General features: G+C 73.4%; 20 protein-coding genes. 9 read left to right on the top strand and 11 right to left on the bottom strand.

What is annotated here, in order from left to right; genetic code table 11:
• Window positions 1-59: 59 nt before the first annotated feature.
• On the bottom strand, window positions 60-722 hold the full coding sequence (locus KMS84_RS01895) for a hypothetical protein (protein ID WP_256914218.1): 663 nt from the start codon (window positions 720-722) through the stop codon (window positions 60-62).
• Window positions 723-882: 160 nt separating this feature from the next.
• Window positions 883-1,848, bottom strand: coding sequence for a GlxA family transcriptional regulator (locus KMS84_RS01890; RefSeq protein ID WP_256914217.1), 966 nt, complete (start codon window positions 1,846-1,848; stop codon window positions 883-885).
• A 135-nt stretch (window positions 1,849-1,983) separates the two neighbouring features.
• On the opposite strand from KMS84_RS01890, the gene KMS84_RS01885 reads away from it, so the two are divergent.
• Complete coding sequence (locus tag KMS84_RS01885) at window positions 1,984-2,622, top strand: HD domain-containing protein (protein WP_256914216.1); 639 nt, start codon at window positions 1,984-1,986, stop codon at window positions 2,620-2,622.
• A gap of 160 nt (window positions 2,623-2,782) precedes the next feature.
• A complete protein-coding gene (locus KMS84_RS01880) occupies window positions 2,783-3,703 on the top strand; it encodes an NADP-dependent oxidoreductase (protein WP_256914215.1) in 921 nt (306 codons plus the stop codon).
• Between the two features lie 108 nt (window positions 3,704-3,811).
• Here the strand turns inward: KMS84_RS01880 and KMS84_RS01875 are convergent, their stop codons facing one another.
• Complete coding sequence (locus tag KMS84_RS01875; protein ID WP_256914214.1) at window positions 3,812-4,294, bottom strand: ATP-binding protein; 483 nt, start codon at window positions 4,292-4,294, stop codon at window positions 3,812-3,814.
• 168 nt (window positions 4,295-4,462) lie between these two features.
• Here KMS84_RS01875 and KMS84_RS01870 point away from each other — a divergent pair, with 168 nt between their 5' ends.
• Window positions 4,463-4,828: an STAS domain-containing protein gene (locus KMS84_RS01870; protein ID WP_256914213.1), complete on the top strand. Its 366-nt coding sequence runs from the start codon at window positions 4,463-4,465 to the stop codon at window positions 4,826-4,828.
• A 39-nt stretch (window positions 4,829-4,867) separates the two neighbouring features.
• Here the strand turns inward: KMS84_RS01870 and KMS84_RS01865 are convergent, their stop codons facing one another.
• Window positions 4,868-6,061 (bottom strand): PP2C family protein-serine/threonine phosphatase, encoded by a 1,194-nt coding sequence (locus KMS84_RS01865; protein WP_256914212.1) that lies wholly within the window; start codon window positions 6,059-6,061, stop codon window positions 4,868-4,870.
• A 125-nt stretch (window positions 6,062-6,186) separates the two neighbouring features.
• Complete coding sequence (locus KMS84_RS01860; RefSeq protein WP_256914211.1) at window positions 6,187-6,618, bottom strand: MarR family winged helix-turn-helix transcriptional regulator; 432 nt, start codon at window positions 6,616-6,618, stop codon at window positions 6,187-6,189.
• Window positions 6,619-6,681: 63 nt separating this feature from the next.
• Here KMS84_RS01860 and KMS84_RS01855 point away from each other — a divergent pair, with 63 nt between their 5' ends.
• Window positions 6,682-7,443 (top strand): alpha/beta fold hydrolase, encoded by a 762-nt coding sequence (locus KMS84_RS01855; RefSeq protein WP_256914210.1) that lies wholly within the window; start codon window positions 6,682-6,684, stop codon window positions 7,441-7,443.
• Window positions 7,444-7,551: 108 nt separating this feature from the next.
• On the opposite strand, the gene KMS84_RS01850 is transcribed toward KMS84_RS01855, so the two are convergent.
• From KMS84_RS01850 to lxmK, 6 genes are all read right to left on the bottom strand, one after another.
• On the bottom strand, window positions 7,552-8,010 hold the full coding sequence (locus tag KMS84_RS01850) for a hypothetical protein (protein ID WP_256914209.1): 459 nt from the start codon (window positions 8,008-8,010) through the stop codon (window positions 7,552-7,554).
• A gap of 134 nt (window positions 8,011-8,144) precedes the next feature.
• Window positions 8,145-8,885 carry an SDR family oxidoreductase gene (locus tag KMS84_RS01845; RefSeq protein ID WP_256914208.1) on the bottom strand — a complete coding sequence of 247 codons (741 nt, stop codon included), beginning with the start codon at window positions 8,883-8,885 and terminating at the stop codon, window positions 8,145-8,147.
• Entirely contained in the window at window positions 8,873-9,946 is a 1,074-nt protein-coding gene (locus KMS84_RS01840; RefSeq protein WP_256914207.1) for a hypothetical protein, read from the bottom strand. The genes KMS84_RS01845 and KMS84_RS01840 overlap by 13 nt, the downstream gene beginning before the upstream one ends.
• Window positions 9,947-10,014: 68 nt before the next feature.
• A complete protein-coding gene (locus tag KMS84_RS01835) occupies window positions 10,015-10,179 on the bottom strand; it encodes a hypothetical protein (protein ID WP_256914206.1) in 165 nt (54 codons plus the stop codon).
• 94 nt (window positions 10,180-10,273) lie between these two features.
• Window positions 10,274-11,233 carry a T3SS effector HopA1 family protein gene (locus tag KMS84_RS01830; RefSeq protein ID WP_256914205.1) on the bottom strand — a complete coding sequence of 320 codons (960 nt, stop codon included), beginning with the start codon at window positions 11,231-11,233 and terminating at the stop codon, window positions 10,274-10,276.
• Window positions 11,230-12,324, bottom strand: a complete 1,095-nt coding sequence (lxmK, locus tag KMS84_RS01825; protein WP_256914204.1) for a class V lanthionine synthetase subunit LxmK — start codon at window positions 12,322-12,324, stop codon at window positions 11,230-11,232. Before lxmK ends, KMS84_RS01830 begins: the two co-directional genes overlap by 4 nt.
• A gap of 142 nt (window positions 12,325-12,466) precedes the next feature.
• On the opposite strand from lxmK, the gene KMS84_RS01820 reads away from it, so the two are divergent.
• From KMS84_RS01820 to KMS84_RS01800, 5 genes are all read left to right on the top strand, one after another.
• The gene (locus KMS84_RS01820; protein WP_256914203.1) at window positions 12,467-13,459 is read left to right on the top strand and encodes an ArsR/SmtB family transcription factor; all 993 of its coding nucleotides are present in this window, start codon (window positions 12,467-12,469) and stop codon (window positions 13,457-13,459) included.
• 94 nt (window positions 13,460-13,553) lie between these two features.
• Entirely contained in the window at window positions 13,554-14,654 is a 1,101-nt protein-coding gene (locus tag KMS84_RS01815; protein WP_256914202.1) for an AI-2E family transporter, read from the top strand.
• Window positions 14,655-14,788: 134 nt separating this feature from the next.
• Window positions 14,789-15,067, top strand: coding sequence for a GlsB/YeaQ/YmgE family stress response membrane protein (locus KMS84_RS01810; protein ID WP_256914201.1), 279 nt, complete (start codon window positions 14,789-14,791; stop codon window positions 15,065-15,067).
• Between the two features lie 212 nt (window positions 15,068-15,279).
• A complete protein-coding gene (locus tag KMS84_RS01805; protein ID WP_256914200.1) occupies window positions 15,280-15,417 on the top strand; it encodes a hypothetical protein in 138 nt (45 codons plus the stop codon).
• 91 nt (window positions 15,418-15,508) lie between these two features.
• Window positions 15,509-16,621 carry an ABC-2 transporter permease gene (locus tag KMS84_RS01800; RefSeq protein ID WP_256914199.1) on the top strand — a complete coding sequence of 371 codons (1,113 nt, stop codon included), beginning with the start codon at window positions 15,509-15,511 and terminating at the stop codon, window positions 16,619-16,621.
• Window positions 16,622-16,674 lie beyond the last annotated feature (53 nt).

Below are 16,674 nucleotides of genomic sequence, written 5' to 3'. Positions count from 1 at the left end.
GAGGGGTCTCCGTACGGGAAAGCGAGGGACTGGGACGAGGGACGACGAGCGTCCGGTGATCAGAGCGCGTACGACGTCCCCGTCGGCGGTCCCCGCCGGTGCACGGCGTGCCGCAGCCGCGCCGGGCGCGGCGGTCGCGCCCCGTCGGCCGGGAAGCGCACCCGGCCGGGCGTCCCCCCACCGCCGCGGAAGCTCCGCACCAGGCGCCACCAAGCGGCGAGTCCCGGCACGAGGGCGACCGCCCACCGCAGCAGCGACCACAGCGCGGCCTCGCCGCGCCACAGCCACCAGGTCAGCGCCAGGGCGGCGAGAAGGTGGGCGACGGTCGCGTGGGGCGTCACGGCATGCGCGGCCAGGGCGTGCGCAGCCGGCGCGTGCGAGGTCACTGCGGGTGAGGCCGGCGTGTGGCGGCCGAGGTGGTGTGCGGCGGAAGGGAACATCCGCATCCCGTGCACGACCGTGGCCGAGTGCGGCCGGGCGGCGTGGAAGGCGACATGCAGCGCGCCCTGCGAGGCCAGTGTGCTCGCGCCGATGCCGACGGGGGACCGCTCCCGGCCGCCCAGCAGGCAAGCACCCGCGAAGACCGGCACCGCCGCGACGATCTGCACCCACGCCGAGGGCGCCGCACCGGTGGCCAGCGCGTGTCCGCCCGCCGCCAGCAGCACGCAGAGAACGGCGAACACCCCCGCGCGCAGACTGCGCACCGCCGGCGAGGCACTCATGCCGGCAGACGGTGTCACGCCCGCGCAAGGCCTCCGCCCACGTCCGCGCACGCTCACCACCGGCCTGGCCCCCCGATCGCTCCGCCCCGCCTCCTCCTTACGAGTCGCACCCGCGCGCCGTTCAGTTCCGTGCAGTTCAGCGGGGTCCGCGACGGCGAGCCTACGTGCGGTGGGCCGTGCCGAAGCGGTGTCGGTAGGCGGCGGGGGTGAGGGAGAGTTCGCGGGCGAAGACGCGCCGCAGGCTCTCGTAGCTCGGGAACCCCGCCAGTTCCGCCGCCCTGGTCGCGGTGTGCCCCTGGTCCAGGAGGGCCTTCGCGATGTCGAACCGGATCGACTCGACGTAGCGGGCGGGCGTCGTCGCCAGTTCCTCGCGGAACAGCCGGGTCAGGTGGCGGGGACTGAGGTGCAGACGCGCGGCGAGGTCGCCGAGGGAGTGGTTCCCGGCGGGGTCTCCCGTCACGAGGTCGACCACTGTGCGCAGGACCGGGGACCGGGGCGGCGGCCCCTGGAGCGGGGCGGAGCACTGCGACTGGCCGCCGGCCCGCTGGAGGTAGACCACGAGGGCGCGCGCCACCTCCCGGCTCACGTCGGGGCCGTGGTCCTCCTCGACGAGGGCCAGCGCCAGGTCGATGCCGGCGCTGACGCCCGCCGAGGTGTACGTGTCGCCGTCGCGTACGTAGATGGCGTCCGCTTCGACGCGTGTCCTCGGATGGCGGGCGGCCAGTTCCGGCGCGACCTTCCAGTGGGTGGTGGCGCGCTTGCCGTCCAGGAGTCCGGCGGCCCCGAGGACGAACGCGCCGGTGCACACGGACGCCACGCGGCCCGAGCGCCTCGCGAGGTCCCCCGCCGCCTCGGTCAGAGCGCCGGTCACCGGCGTTCTCGGATAGATGTCCCCGCCTGGCATCACGAACGTGTCGGGGGCAGGCTCGGAGGCGGGGTCGCCGTCGACGGCGACCCGGATGCCGGTCGACGAGGCGACGTCGGCACCGGTCGTCGACAGCAGGGCGATGCGGTAGTCGGCGCCCAGCCGGTTCGCCTCCGCGAACACCTCCGCGGGTCCTGCGACGTCCAGCAGCTTGACGCCGTCGTAGACGAGGATCACGACGCGGTGGGGGGCGACGTTCACGGTCCGTCCCTCAGGAGTCCGGATTCGAGTGGTTCATGGCCGTCCTCGTGCGGCGGCCGCGGTCGGGCGACCGGCAGTGTGGGGAAGGCGGACGCACCGTCCGTTCGTGGCACCGGACCGGAAGGCGCGGACATCATGGCCGACATCATCGCAGAAGTGGAAGTACCCGAAACGGCGGCAGTGGCGGAGGCGACGCGTTTCCTGAGGGAGTCGACCGGCCCGCTCCTCTTCCATCATTCGCGGCGGGTGTTCTTCTTCGGCGCTCTCCACGCGCACGCGCTGGGGCTCGAGCCCGATCCTGAGCTGCTCTACCTTGCCGCGATGTTCCACGACTCGGGACTCCTGACCCCGTTCTCCGCCGGCCGCCAGCGCTTCGAGCTGGACGGCGCCGACCACGCGCGGGCGTTCCTGCTCGCCCACGGGTTCGCGCCCGCCGCCGCCGAGGCGGTCTGGACGGCCGTCGCCCTGCACACGACGCCCGGGATCCCCGGCCGGATGGGCCCGGAGACGGCGGCCACGCACTACGGCGTCCTCACCGACGCGGTGGGCTGGGGCCTGGACGCCCTGGACGGCGGCCGGGTGCAGGAGATCGTCGCCGCGCATCCCCGCGGCGCGTTCAAGAAGGAGTTCCCCCGGGTGTTCGTCGAGGGCCTGAAGGACCGTCCGGACACCGTCTACAGCACCGTCAACGCGGACGTGCTGGAGCACTTCGTGCCGGGTTTCCGCCGCACGTCGATGGTCGACCGCATCACCGGCGCGCCCTGGCCGACGTGAACCGGGGCCGGCGGCGGGCGCCCCCGACCCGCGCGCCCGCACCGCACCCGGTCGCTCCGGGCCGCGCCCGCCGGCGAGCCCCACGGGCCACGCACCGTCCTGGGCACGCCTTCCGCCGCACACCATCAGACCTGCACGCTCCATCAGAGAGGAACCAAGGGTGAAAGCCGTCATCGTCACCGACCGCGACGCGACCGACAGGGGGCTGAAGGTCACGGACCTGCCCCGTCCCCATGCCGCCGAGAACGACGTCATCGTGCGGGTGCACGCCGCCGGATTCACGCGCGGAGAGCTCGACTGGCCCGCGACCTGGTCCGATCGCGCGGGCCGGGACCGGACGCCGAGCGTGCCGGGCCACGAGGTCTCGGGCGTCGTGACGGACCTCGGGTACGGCACGACCGGCCTGTCGGTCGGCCAGCACGTGTTCGGGTTCACCGACTGGGCCCGCGACGGCTCGCTGGCCGAGTACGTCGCCGTAGAGGCCCGCAATCTCGCCCCGCTGCCCGCCGACGTCGACCATGTGACGGCGGCCGCGCTGCCGATCTCCGGACTCACCGCCTGGCAGGGTCTGTTCGACCACGCGGGGCTGACCGCCGGGCAGAGCGTCCTGGTCCACGGCGCCGCCGGCGCCGTCGGTTCGCTCGCGGTCCAGCTGGCGCGCGAGGCGGGAGCCCGCGTGATCGGCACGGGCCGCTCCGCCGACCGGCAGACCGTCCTCGGGCTCGGCGCGCAGGCGTTCCTCGACCTCGAGACCGAGTGGCTGCGCGACGCCGGCCCGGTGGACGTGGTGTTCGACGTGATCGGCGGCGACGTCCTCGACCGCTCCGCCGCGCTCGTGCGCGCGGGCGGCGCCCTCGTCACCATCGCCCATCCCCCGACCGTGCGGCCCGAGAACGGGCGAGCGGTCTTCTTCGTCGTGGAACCCGACCGCGTGCGCCTCGCGGACCTCGCCCGGCGGGTGCGCGAGGGAAGGCTCTCCGTGCGGGTCGGCGAGGTGCTGCCGCTGGCCGAGGCGGTCGCCGCCTTCGCTCCCGGCAGGCGGGTCCCGGGCCGGACCGTGATCCGCGTGGCCAGGGACTGAGCGGGGCGCGGCTGCCTTACACGTCCGGGTGACCGCCCGTCATCGGGACCCTCGGGGACACGGACACCCTCGGATCGCGGGGGTCCCGCGGATCTCGCGGGACAGGGCTCAGGTGAGGGTGCGGGCCGTGGGCGCGCCGCTGCCGGGGGTCTCGGCCAGGGCGATGCGGGCCGTGATGCGTTTGCCGACCGCCTCCTGTTCCACGAAGAGGCCCTCCGTGACGGCCTTGACGATCTCCAGGCCGTGCTGGCCGATGCGTCCGGGGTTGGCGGGCCGGGCCGCGGGAACGGTGGGATCGCTGTCCCAGACGACGACGTCCACGATGCCCGCGGTGACGCGCAGTTCCATCAGGACGGGTCCGGGGGCGTACTTGCGGGCGTTGGTGACCAGTTCGCTGACCACCAGCTGGGTGAGGTCCCTCGCGCGGGCCGACAGGGGGACGCCGTGTTCCGCGTGGGCCCGGTCCAGGAAGGCAACGGCGTGGTGGCGGGCGTCGGCGATGCAGCCGTCGTCCGCCCCCAGTGCGTAGCCGGCCCGCATCAGGTACTCGTCCGGACTGCTACAGCCGTCATCGTCGGCATGGGATTCCACGCGTTAGCCCTCACTCCCCCGTTCACGTGCGCCGGTACCCGCAACGGCGTCGTTCATGCCAGGGGTGTTCTCAGCGCAGCCCCCCGGGTGCATGCCGCCGTGGCATCGGGGCAGAATTCCGCGCACGCCCGTTTTCCGGGGGCCAGCCTAAGCGCAGTCGAGGAGACAGTGACCGACAACCAGCAAATGGACCGGCCGCAGCGGCTCTCCGTCCGGCCCGAAGTGGTCGACGGCGTCCGCGTCGTGCGGGTGCGCGGCGAGATCGACCATGACGTGACGGACGTGCTCGACCGGGCGCTGACGTGCGAGGACGGCCCCGCCCCGCCCCGGCTGGTGGCCGATCTCAGCGGTGTGACCTTCATGGACTCCAGCGGGATCAACGTCCTGGTCGCCGCCCACCGGCGGGCGAGCGACGCCCAGGGGTGGCTGCGCGTCGCCGGCGCGCAGGCTCCGGTGGCCCGGGTGCTGCATCTGGTCGGCATCGACACGCTCATCCCCTGCCGCCCCACGGTCGAGCAGGCCCTGCGCGAGTGACGGAGCGCTCCGGGCCCGGCCGGTCCGCAGCGCTCGCGGTCAGGGTCGCGGGTCCGGTCTTCTGCCGGCCGGCCGGCGTCGGTTGCCGTGCCAGTCCAGTATCACGACCGTGGCGTCGTCCCTGAGACTGCCGTGGCAGGCCTCGATCACGGCGGCGGTCAGACTCTGGACGGCTTCGCGCGGGTGCAGCGTGCGGGTGTCTCGGGCGACCGCGGCCAGGTCGGCGGCCACCGCGCCGCGCTCCTGCATGCCGTCGGTGAGCAGGATCAGGCGGTCGCCGGGGAGCAGTTGCAGCTCCTGGACGAGGAACGAGGTGGGCGCCGCCACGCCGAACGGCAGGTTCACGGCGAGTCTGACCTCCTCGACGGCCCCGTCGCGCACGCGCATCGGCCAGGGGTGACCGGCGTTGACCAGTTCGCACAGGCCGGTGTCGAGATCGACGCAGAGCAACTGCCCGGTGGCCAGGCCCCTGCTGTGGGTCAGCAGGGCCTGGTGGGCGTGCTCGGCCTGCTTGAGCGCGTCGCAGCCGCTGCGGCGGGCCCGTCGCAGCGCGCCGACCAGCAGGGTGGCCAGCAGCGCCGAGTTCGTGTCGTGGCCCATGGCGTCCGTGATGGACAGGTGCAGCGTGTCGCGGTCGAGCGTGTAGTCGTAGGTGTCGCCGCCGATATCGTCGGCCGGGATGAGCCCGGCGGCGAGCGTGAACTCGTCCGCCTCGCAGCAGGGGGCCGACGGCAGCAACTGGTGCTGGATCTCCGCGGCCAGACTGGTGTCGGTGGTGCGGCGGTTCAGGTGGTACAGGTCGGTGAAACGGCGGTCGGTGACGATGATGTACGCCAGCGCGTGGGCCGCGTCGCGGACCTGGCGCAGCACGGTGTCGTGCACGGCCTGGAGGGTCACCTCCAGCACGCCGATGCAGTCACCGCGGTTGGTGACGGGCGTGATGACGCACTGCCCGCCCTGCCCGTCGGCTTCCACGTGCTGGCGCTGGCTGCGCAGGACGTCGTCGTAGACGCTGCCCTGCAAGTCGATCGGCGCGGTGTCGTCGGCGATGTCGTCGCCGGACGCGGCCAGGCGTACCAGCCGCCGGCCGACGAGATCGGCGAACAGGAACGAGACGCGTTCGGCGCCGAACCGCTTCTGCAGATCGTGCGCCACCACGTTCACGGATTCACCGGGCGGGGCCGCTTCCGCAGCGGCCAGCAATTCGCCCAGTTCCAGATCCCCACCCTCCACGGCAACCTCCCATCGGTTGCCGCACCTTCTTCCCCGGATCTCCGCAACGTCACCTGATGTGTCCGTTTCGGCTGGTCGGGGACGTGCCGTGCGGCCCGGTCCGTCAACCTGGGTACACCGGGCGCTCAGCCCGTCCCGGCCTCCGACCCCGGTTCGCCGGCCTTCAGCAGCAGACGCAGAAGCGTCTCGCGCTCCGGCTCCGTCAGGTTCTCGAAGCACTCCCGGAGCACCGAGTCGGCCACTTCGCGGCCCGCGTTCAGCACCCGCTCGCCCTCGGCGGTGAGGTGGTGCTCGATGCGCCGGCCGCGTCCGGGGCGCCGCTCCACCAGGTTCTGCGCCACCAGTCGTCCCGCGAGGGTGCCGAACGCCTGCTCGCTCTGGAACGTCGCCGCCGCCAGCAGGCGCGCGCTGGCTCCCGGCGTCCGGCCGATCGCCCTGAGGGCGTCCCACTGGGCGAGCGTGCTGCCGACGGACGCGAGACGGCTGTCCAGCGCCCGGTGCTGGCGGTACTGAACGGCCTTCACGGCCCTTCCGAGGATCTGCGGTTCCACAGCCATGCCCGTCACACTACCACCGTGACTAAGCTTGCTTAGCTAAACATCTTTAGTTATGGTCCGGTCATGACTTCGGAACTGACGCTCAGCGTTTCCGGCCCCGCGACCGGCCGCCCCGTCCTCGTGCTGCACGGCGGAGGCGGTCCCCTCACCGTCGCCCCCCTCGCCGAACACTTCGCCGGCGCCGCGCAGACCCTGCTGCCCACCCACCCGGGCTGGAACGGCACAGCCCGGCCCGCCGGACTCGCCACCGTCGGCGGCCTGGCCGCGGCCTACCTCGGCATGCTGCGCGAACGCGAGCTGTCCGACGTGCTGGTGATCGGCTCCTCACTCGGCGGGTGGATCGGGGCCGAGCTGGCCGCGGCGGACACGGAGGGCCTGATCAGCGGGCTGGTCCTGGTGAACGCGGTCGGCATCGAGGTCGAGGGCGAACCGGTGCGCGACTTCTTCTCCCTCGACGCGCGCGGCGTCGCCGAGCACGCCTACCACGACTCCGAGCGCTTCTACGTCGACCCGGCGACCGTCCCGGCGGAGCGGCTCGCCGGCATGCGGGCCAACATGGCGGCACTGCGCGTGTTCTCGGGCGGTCCCGCCATGAGCGACCCCGCCCTGCGTCCCCGTCTCGCGGCCGTCACCGTCCCGACCCTCGTCGTGTGGGGCGAGAGCGACGGCATCGCGACCCCGGCCTACGGCGAGCAGTACGCCGCGTCGTTCCCCGACGCCCGCTTCGCCCTCGTGCCGGAAGCGGGGCACCTGCCTCATCTGGAGCAGCCGGAGCGGACCTTCGCCCTGCTCGACGCCTTCGCCGCGGAGACCGGCCGCCGCTGAGAGCCGGACCCGTCGCCGTCACGGCGGCGCACGGCCCGCCGCGACCCGGTCCGACGTCCGCGGCGACGCCCGCCCCGGCCGGTCGTCCCCTGGGCCCGTGTCAGCGGGTCAGCACGCGTCGTACTTCCAGGCCTCGCCCTCCAGCGCCCACGGCTGCGACTTCTGGTCGAACTTCGGCAGTCCCGTCACCTCGTACGTGGCGCGGCCCATCGTGCCGGACACCTCCGCCTGCACGTCGCCCACCGCGTGGTCCTCGCCGTAGTCGGCCGACGCCTGCTTGACGACGGCGGTGTACGAGCTCTTGGCGATCTTCTTGGCGCAGCGCGTGGACAGCATGCTGTACGCGGTGTCCGCGTCCCCGGCGAAGTAGGAGGCGGTGTAGACGGCGACAGCCGCCTTGAGGTCGTCCCCCTCGTGCGCGGCGGGCACGCTGACGGTGGGTTCGGCGACGGGCGTGCCCGAGTCGTTGGCGGCCGTCGCGGAGTCGTCCGGCGCGGACGACGAGGAGCAGGCGGTGAGCGCGGCGAGGAGCAGGGCCGCGGTGACGATGGTGGCGCGCGTGCGCATGGTGTGTCCCCCCTGGACGTGGTGCTCGAACGAGCATGGTGCCACGGCGGCCGGGCGCGGACGCGGGGTGGACGGGCTTCGGCGGAGGCCTGTGACCGGGCCTTCACGGGGTTGTGACAGTCCGCCGGGTCCGGCTACCGCAGGCCTCCGTTGACGGGGATGACCTGCCCGGTGACGAACGCGGCGTCCGGCCCGGCCAGGAACGCCACCACGCCGGCGACGTCGGATCCGCGCCCCAGGCGCCGCAGCGGCGTCACCGCCGCGAGAGCCTGCCGGGACCGCTCGTCGTGCAGATCGCGGAGCATGTCGGTGTCCACGGCGCCGGGGGCGACGGCGTTGACGGTGATGCCCCGCGGACCGAACTCCTGGGCGGCGGTCGTGGTGAACCGTTCCAGGGCGGCCTTGCCGCCCGCGTACACGGCGGCGCCCGGAGCGGCCATGGAGGCGGCGATGCTGGAGACGTTGACGATGCGAGCGCCGTCGCGCAGCACGCCCAGGGCGTGCCGCATGACGAAGAACGGAGCCCGGGCGTTCACCGCCATGAGCCTGTCGTAGTGCTCCGGCGTGGCGTCGGCGATGGCGAACTGCTCCGGCTCGGCGGCGTTGTTGACGACGACGTCCAGTCCCCGCAGCAGGCTGTCCGCGGTGTCGACGAGGCGCCGGACCTCCGCGAGGTCGGCGAGATCGGCCCGTACGGCGTGGGCCGTTCCGCCCGCGTCGCGGACCTCCGCCGCACAGGCGTCCGCGGCCGCGGTGTCCCGGTGGTACCCGAAGACCACCGCCGCTCCCTCGGCGGCGAGCCGCTGGACGACGGCCCGTCCGACGCCGCGCGAGCCTCCGGTGACCAGGGCCGTCCGTCCGTTCAGCGTTCCCATGAAGTCGCTCCGTGTCCGTGTGCGGGGATGAGAGGGCCGCCCTCCCGCTCGACGAGCTCGGGCAGCCGGTCGATCAGGTCCCGGAGGGGGGCGTTGTCGCCGATGTGACCGCTCATGCCGCGCAGCCGGTGGACCCGCCTGAGGACCGCCGCGCGCCGCACGAGGACGCCGCCGGGGCGGCCCGGTCCGTAGCCCGAGACGAAGGCCTGCCACAAGCAGGGGTAGTCGAGCTCGTCGGGTCCGTGGTGGGCGCCGGCCCGGGCGACGTCGACCGAGGTGGACAGCGCCTCGGCGAGGGCCCCGACGTCGAGCTCGGGCCCTCCCTGCCCGGCCTCCGCGCCGACCAGGACGTGCGCGCTGCGATCGCGGGCGTCCACCACGATCACTCCGGGGGACAGCGTGCCCAGCACGACGCCGCCCGGGACGGCCGCCGCGTCCTCGGCCCACTGGACGAGCCGTCCCCAACCGTCGCCGCCGAGGCGGCGGACGAGCCGTTCGGACAGCGCGTCGGGCCGGCGCAGCAGCCAGTCCCGCAGTCCGCCGAGCCAGGGGACGGGCCGGCATCGCGCGCCGGGGGTCCGGCTGCCCTCGCTCTGCTGGGCCCGGTGAGTCACGTGGGGCAGACGGGTGTTCTGGGTCTGACGCATCTGCCGCGTCTGCCGTGTCTGCCGTGTCTCGTGGAGCGTTCGGGTGGCCTCGCCGACCCGCAGCATGACGTCGACGTACTGCCGCGGTACGGCCGCTCCGGCGAGCATGTGCCATCCGATGCTGACGCTGTCGGGCAGTTCGTAGACCAGTTCGCGCCCGTGCCGGGGATGCGGCGCCGGGTGCTGTGGGACGTGGTCGCCCCAGCGGGGCACGGCGAAGTGGACGGCGCTCCCGGCGCGTTGCCCCTCGAGGAGCCGCAGCACGGCGCCCGGGGGCGGGCCCACGGCCTTGAGCGCGGTCCCGCCCGGCGTCCGGTGCCAGTGGAAGAGGTGCGGGCCGCGGCGAACGACGCGGGTCGTCGATGCGCGCGTGCCGTAGGAGACGACGGCCGGCTCGTCTGTCGGGGGTGCCACCTCGCGGCCTTTCGGTAAGGCCCCGGAAGGCCCGGTGAGGGACCTTCCGGGGCGGCCTTCGACCGGGATCAGCAGTCGAAGATCAGGGTGGTGGTGGTGATGACCGGCGTCGCGGTCGAGATGGAGGCCGTGGCGTCCGGGCCCTCCGTGCCGGCCACCTGGGCCACCTGGTCGCCGTCGGTGTAGGTGCGGTAGCCGCCGACCAGGGCCTCAGCGGGGTTCTCGATCTTCATGGTTCCTCCTGTGTTGACGGTTTTCGATTTCTCTGTTCTTTTTCTGGTTCCTCCGTCCCGCCTCGGCCGTGACCGGCGTCGGCGGGGCGGAGAGTCATAGGGCGACAGGCGGGCTGTCGGGATTGCGGTACGGACGGTCGGGGTCGGCCCCCGCCGCGCGCAGGGCCCGGGAGACGGACTGCGCGAGCGGTGTCCCGTGCAGGGAGTGGTCGACGAGGCCGTCCGCGTAGGCGCGGGCGCGGTGCTGACCGAAGCTCGGACGCCGGACGGCCCCGGAGTCCGTGCGGGGCTCCCAGGCGATCGCGACGCCGGGAGCGATCCCGCGGGCGAACGGGGAGACGGGGCCCGCCAGGTCGCCCGCGTCGGCGCGCGCCGCCATGTCGACCAGGGCGCGCAGGGCCGTGTCGGTGCCACCGCCCAGGTAGACGACCATCGCGTCCTTGCGCGGATACCGGGCCGGGTGCGCGAGCGCCTTCGCCTGGTAGGGGACCTGGAGGTCCTCGAGAAGGCGCAGTGCCGTGCCCCAGACGGTGCGGGCCGCCTCGGCGCGGGCGATGTGCAGGTAGACCCGCAGCACGGGCGAGGCCTGACCGGGCGGTTGCCGCGTGCCGAGGACGGCCAGGAAGCCCGGGGAGAGCGCGGGCCGCCACGGCGGAAGTTCCACGGTGACGTCGGCGCCGACTGCCGCGTCCCCGTGCGGCGCGGGGTGCACCAGCGCTCGGGGGACGCGGACCCGTACCCCCTGCACGACGACGGTCGTCTCGTCGTCGTCCTCGGTGGCGTCGACCGCCGACCGGGCCGGCACCCGGCACGCGGAGTGCGGGATCGCGCTTCTCAGACCGGCCGCGAAGGCGTCGTCGGACAGGTCGCGCGGGTGGGCCGTGGTGTCGGCCGCGCCCTGGTGCAGGGTGCGGTAGAGGGTGTCCGCGAGACGCTCACGCAGGGCGCGCAGCGTGTCGGCGCGGATCTCGGCCCCCGCGACACGCGCCCTCAGGCTGTCCGCGTGGACGGTGGTCACCTCGGTGATCTCGGCCAGTCCGGGGGCGGGGGTCATACCGCCTCCAGACCGAGAACGGCGACGAAGGCGGCCGGGGTGACCAGTGCGGTGCGGCCCACTCCCGCGGCGGCGCGGTGCACCGGTGAGAGGTCGGAGCGGTAGGCGGCCGCGGCCAGGACGCGGTCGAAGAGGTGCCATCCGGCGAAGGCGACGGCACGGACGGCGAGTCCCCGGTCGGGGGCGGTGCGCACGGACCGGTAGCCCTCGGCGAAGGCGGTCAGCGCGGGGCGCGCCGCCTCCAGTCTGCGGACGCCTCTGCTCATGACCTCCTCATGGGCCCGCCCCGCGCTCGACGTGCCACCTGCATCGGCCGCGGCCCCGGCATCGGCCCCGACAGAGGGGAACTCCTCGTCGGCGATGCCCACCACGCTCCGGAACAGGAACTCGCCGACCACGGCGCCGACGTCGCGCGCCGCGTCGCCGCCGCGGAACTCCTCCCAGTCGCAGACGACCAACTCGTCCCCGTCGACCAGGACCTGGTCCAGCCTCAGGTCGGCGTGGACGGGAACGGCCGCCGCGGAACTCTCGGCCTCCCTCAGGCGCCGCACGGACTCCGCGATCGCGGGGTCCCGCTGGACGATGCGCCATAAGGCGATCAACCCCGCGCTGCTCTCCACGAACTGGTCCAGGGAGAGGGCGGACAGGATGCGGTGGTTCGGCAGCGGCATTGGCTCGCGGGGCAGCAATTGGTTCGGCGTGCGAAGCGAATGCAGTTCACCGAGTGCGCGTCCGAGTTCCCGGGCCGACTCGGGTGCGAAAGTCCCGTCGGCGACCTCGTCGGCTGCCGTATGACAGTTTTTCAGCCAACGTGTGACATGAATGCCGCGCAGCGGATCGCCGGCCAGCGGGACCGGCCAGCGCAGGTGCCGGAGCGGCTGTCCGCAGGCCAGTCGCTCGAACTGCGCGGCCCGCCGCACACCGGCTCCGACCTGGTCCGAGCCCCGAACCCGCTTGGCGAACAGGTCGGCCCCGGCAGTGGTCGTACCGGCGATGTTCTGGTTGCGCCCGGGGAAGGTCACGACGGTGTCGGGCAGGAACTCCCCGTATCCCGCCCGGCGAATGAATTCTGCTATCTCCGCATCCGGCATGTCTCGACTCTGCGGGTCGACGAGATGCCGGATCAAGCATTTTGAGAATCGTCGAAAAGCGTTTGGTCGAGGGCTGGATGACAAGGCGTAAGCTCGTGACAGCCGCGCGCGACGGGGATGCGCGGCGTGAACGGGGGCAGAAATGACCACCTTTTCCACGCTTGAGCTGGGAAACCCTTCCGATCTCCGCGTCCAGGTCGTCCCGCATCCCGGAGCGAGCCTTCTCTCGCTCGTCGCGGACGCGTTCGGCCGGCGGCGGCACGCCGTCCCGCACTCGGCGCGCAGGGCCGTTCTCTCCGACACTCCTGCGCACGCCCAGGCGACGCTCCGCCCGCTCTTCGCGCCCGAGCACCCGGCGATCCCGGACTGTCTGACGCCGACGGGCACCATGTCCCACGAGGGGGCGGCCCATCACCTGGAGTACTTGCAGGACGTGTCGAGCGACATGCTGCTGGCGGATCTGGAGGCCGACTTCGGCGGTCACGTCCCCCCGCAGTGGCGTCATGTGATCGAGCGCCCCAAGGGATGGCTGAACGCGTACGCCCAGGTGATGCGCTGCGCATGGAGGACCGTGCGACCGGTGTGGACGGCGGCGGGCCGGACCCTCGGCCGGGAGGCCGAGCGGGTGGGCGGCTCCCTGGCCTACGGCCGTCCCGAACTGGCGCTGTCCACGCTCAGCCCGCGCTACCGCCTGGACGGCTCGGTGCTGCGACTGCCGGACGAGCACCCCGAGGACTTCGACCTCCTCGGACGCCGGCTGCTGCTGGTGCCCGTGGCCTCCGGCAGCGACGCCTCGCTGTTCGCCTTCGACGCGCCGGACAACGTCTGGGTGGGCTATCCGCTGCCCGGCCTGGACGCGCTCTGGGCGGGGCGCCGGGCGGAACCCGGGGCGAGTCGCCAAGATCCGGCGCAGCTCATCCTGGGCGACGCGAGGGCCGCCATCCTGCGGGCGACCGGCGCGGCCACGCACATGGGCGGCCTCTCGTCGGCGCTGGGCTACGCGCCCGCCACGCTGTCCCACCACTGCTCCCGGCTCGAGGACGCCGGGCTCGTCCACCGCCGCCGGCAGGGCCAGCACGTGGTGGTGCTGCGCACCCAACGGGGCAGTGACCTGCTCGACCTGCTCACGCGCTGACGCGCGGCCGCGGTTCACCCGAGCGGTACCGGCCTTCGGGGGAACTCCGCGCCGGGGCCGCGATCGACGGTCCGGCGGGTGGTACGGGCATGAGATGTCCACACCCCCGGATCCGCCCGCCTCGCCGCCCGGACGCCGAAGCGGCGGCGATCCTCGTGTGCCGGGGCCGCTGCGGACGGCGGCCGCCTACGCCTGGCGGATCATCGCCGTCGGCGTCGTCGTCCGCGTCGTCTTCTCCGTGCTCGGGCAGTTCCACCAGATCGCCGTCGCCGTCTTCCTGGGGCTGGTCTTCACCGCGGTGCTGCGCCCGGTGACCGGCCTGCTCGCCCGGTTCATGCCCCGTCCGCTCGCCGTGGCCACGGCGCTCATCGGGTGCGTCGTCCTGGTCCTCGGCGTGCTGACGCTGGTGGGCGAGTCCGCGGCCGGCCAGCGCGACGTGCTCCAGAAGGAGTTCGTGACGGGCGTCGACCGCATCGAGCGTCAACTCGAAGGGCCGCCCTTCCGGCTCCCCCGGCACGCGTTCGACGATCTCCAGTCCCGGCTCGGCGACCTGCTGTCCAGCCACCGCTCGGCTCTCTTCAGCACGGCGCTCAGCGGTGCGAGCAGGCTGGTGGAGGTGCTGACCGTGCTCGCCCTGGCCGTGTTCTGCTCGGTCTTCTTCACGCACTCCGGGGACCGGCAGTGGCAGTGGCTGTGCGACCAGTTCCCCGCCGGGGGGCGGCAGCGGTTGACCGTGGCCGGGAGGGCCGCCTGGCGGACGTTCACCGGGTACACGCAGGGCATCCTGCTGGTCGCGGCGACCAACGCGGTCCTGGTGGGCGTCGCGCTGTTCGCCCTCGGGGTGCCGCTCGCCGTGCCGCTGGCGCTGCTGGAGTTCCTGGCCGCCTTCGTCCCCCTGATCGGCTCGCCGATCGCGCTGGCCGTCGCCGCCGTGGTCGCCCTGGCGGCGAAGGGGGTGTTCATCGCCCTGCTGGTCGTGATCCTGATCGTGGTCATCGGCCAGATCGAGGGCCATCTGCTGCACCCGCTCGTGATGAGCTGGGCCGTGCGCCTGCACCCGGTCGTGGTCGCACTGGCCGTCGTCGGCGGAGCGGTCGCGGCCGGGGTCATCGGCGCCGTGGTCGCCGTGCCGCTGGTGGCCGTGGCCTGGTCCGTCCGCCAGGCCCTGCGCGGCCCCGCCGACGCCCCTCGGTGACGGCGCTTCATCTCGCGCGGCTCAAGATCTTCCGCTCTTCGGTGAAGGATTCGAGAAGAAGGGACGTTTGTACGGGCGCGGACGGTGCACACGTGAGCTAACACCGTTCTTACAAGATGAAGCGGAGACACATCATGGGCATCATCGCGTGGATCCTCATCGGCCTGATCGCCGGCGCCATCGCCAAGGCTCTGATGCCGGGCAAGGACCCGGGCGGCATCATCATCACCATGCTCATCGGCATCGCGGGCGGCCTCCTCGGCGGCTGGCTCGGCAAGGTGATCTTCGGCGTCGACTCCATCGACGGGTTCTTCGACCTCTCCACCTGGGTCGCCGCGATCGTCGGATCCTTCATCCTGCTCGCCCTCTACCGCCTCGTCACGGGCAACCGGCACTCGCACCGTCACGCCTGACGCGCTGACGTCGCACCACATACGGCCGGCTGGACGGCTCCCCCCTGTGCGCAGGGCGGGAGCCGCCGCCATGTCCGGCCCGGTGCCCGGCGCGAGACCGGCACGCAGGCACGCGCGGTCGGCGCCGGACGCGCGCCCACACGGCCGGGACGCCGAGGGGCGCTCGAAGGAACAGACCACCGCCAGAAGCGACCACGGGAGGAAGAGACCCCATGTCCATCGAAGAGATCACGGTGACGGCGGCGGGCGGACGGGCACCGGACTTCGTGCCTCTCTGGGCTGAGGTTCTGATCATCCTGGCGGCTTTCGGAGTGATGGCGTGGCGCATGCGCCGCCGCGACAGACGATGACCGGATACCGCGCCGTCGGGGCGGGGGCCGGCCCCGACGGGGCCGGGCGAAGCGGAGCGTCGGATTCACCTGTCTGTGCGATCATTCGCCCGTGAACGCACCCTCCAGCCCGTCTTCGGGCGAGTCTTCAGTCGAGGGCGGCGCCAAGTCGCCCGGTTTCGCAGCCGAGTTCAAGGACGCGGTCACGTTGCGGGCCTTCGGGCTCGTGCTCGGCGGCCTGCTCGTCCAGCTCGCCTTCGTCGTGTCCTACGTCGGGGCCTTCCACTCCCCCACCCCGCACCGAATACCGGTCGCCGTGGTCGCCCCGCAGCAGGCGTCCGCGAAGATCGTCGCCCAGCTCGACGCCCTCGCCGGCGCCCCGGTCGAGGCGACGGCGGCGCCGGACGCGGCGGCGGCCCGGCAGTGGGTCCTCACCAGGAAGGCGGACGCCGCCTTCCTCTTCGACGCGAACGGCGCCGAGGACACCCTCCTGGTCGCCTCGGCGGGCGGGCCGTCGGTGTCGCAGACCGCCACACAGATCGCGCAGAAGATCGAGACGGCGCAGAAGCGCCGGATCACCGTCACCGACATCCGGCCCCCCAACGCCGGCGACGGGCGCGGCATGACCTCCTTCTATCTCGTGCTGGGCTGGGTGATCGGCGGCTATCTGACCGCGACGATCATGGGCATGGCGGGCGGTTCCCGTCCCGCCAACCGCCGGCGCACGCTGATCCGTCTGGCCGTCCTCGCGCTGTACGCGGTCGTCTCGGGGGTCGCGGGAGCGGCCGTCGTGGGGCCGGTGTTCGACGCGCTGGGCGGTCACTTCTGGGCCCTGAGCGGCATCGGCGCCCTCGTCGTCCTCGCCTCGGCGGCGACCGCGCTCGCCCTCCAGACCCTGCTGGGCCTCCTGGGCACCGGCCTGGTCATCCTGCTCTTCGTGGTCCTCGGCAACCCGAGTTCGGGCGGCGTCTATCCGGCTCCGCTGCTTCCGTCGTTCTGGAGCGCGATCGGGCAGCTCCTCCCACCCGGCGCCGGCACGACCCTGGTCCGCAACACGGTCTACTTCTCCGCCCACGCCGTCACGTCCGCGCTGTGGGTGCTCGGCGCGTACGCCGTCGGCGGCGCGGTACTGGCCTGGGCCGCGTCCTGGCGCAACGAACGCCGTCGTCCGGGCGGCCCGGCCGCCGAGGCCGGCACGCCGTCACCGGTCGCGCCGGCGGGCTGACGACCCCACCGGGGCACGGCGGTCACCGGTCGCGCGGCCGGTGACCGCCGTTC

Source organism: Streptomyces hilarionis (assembly GCF_024539675.1).
Classification (GTDB): domain Bacteria; phylum Actinomycetota; class Actinomycetes; order Streptomycetales; family Streptomycetaceae; genus Streptomyces; species Streptomyces hilarionis.
Note: the sequence above shows the minus strand (reverse complement) of the source record. Positions and strands in the feature narration are given on the sequence as shown.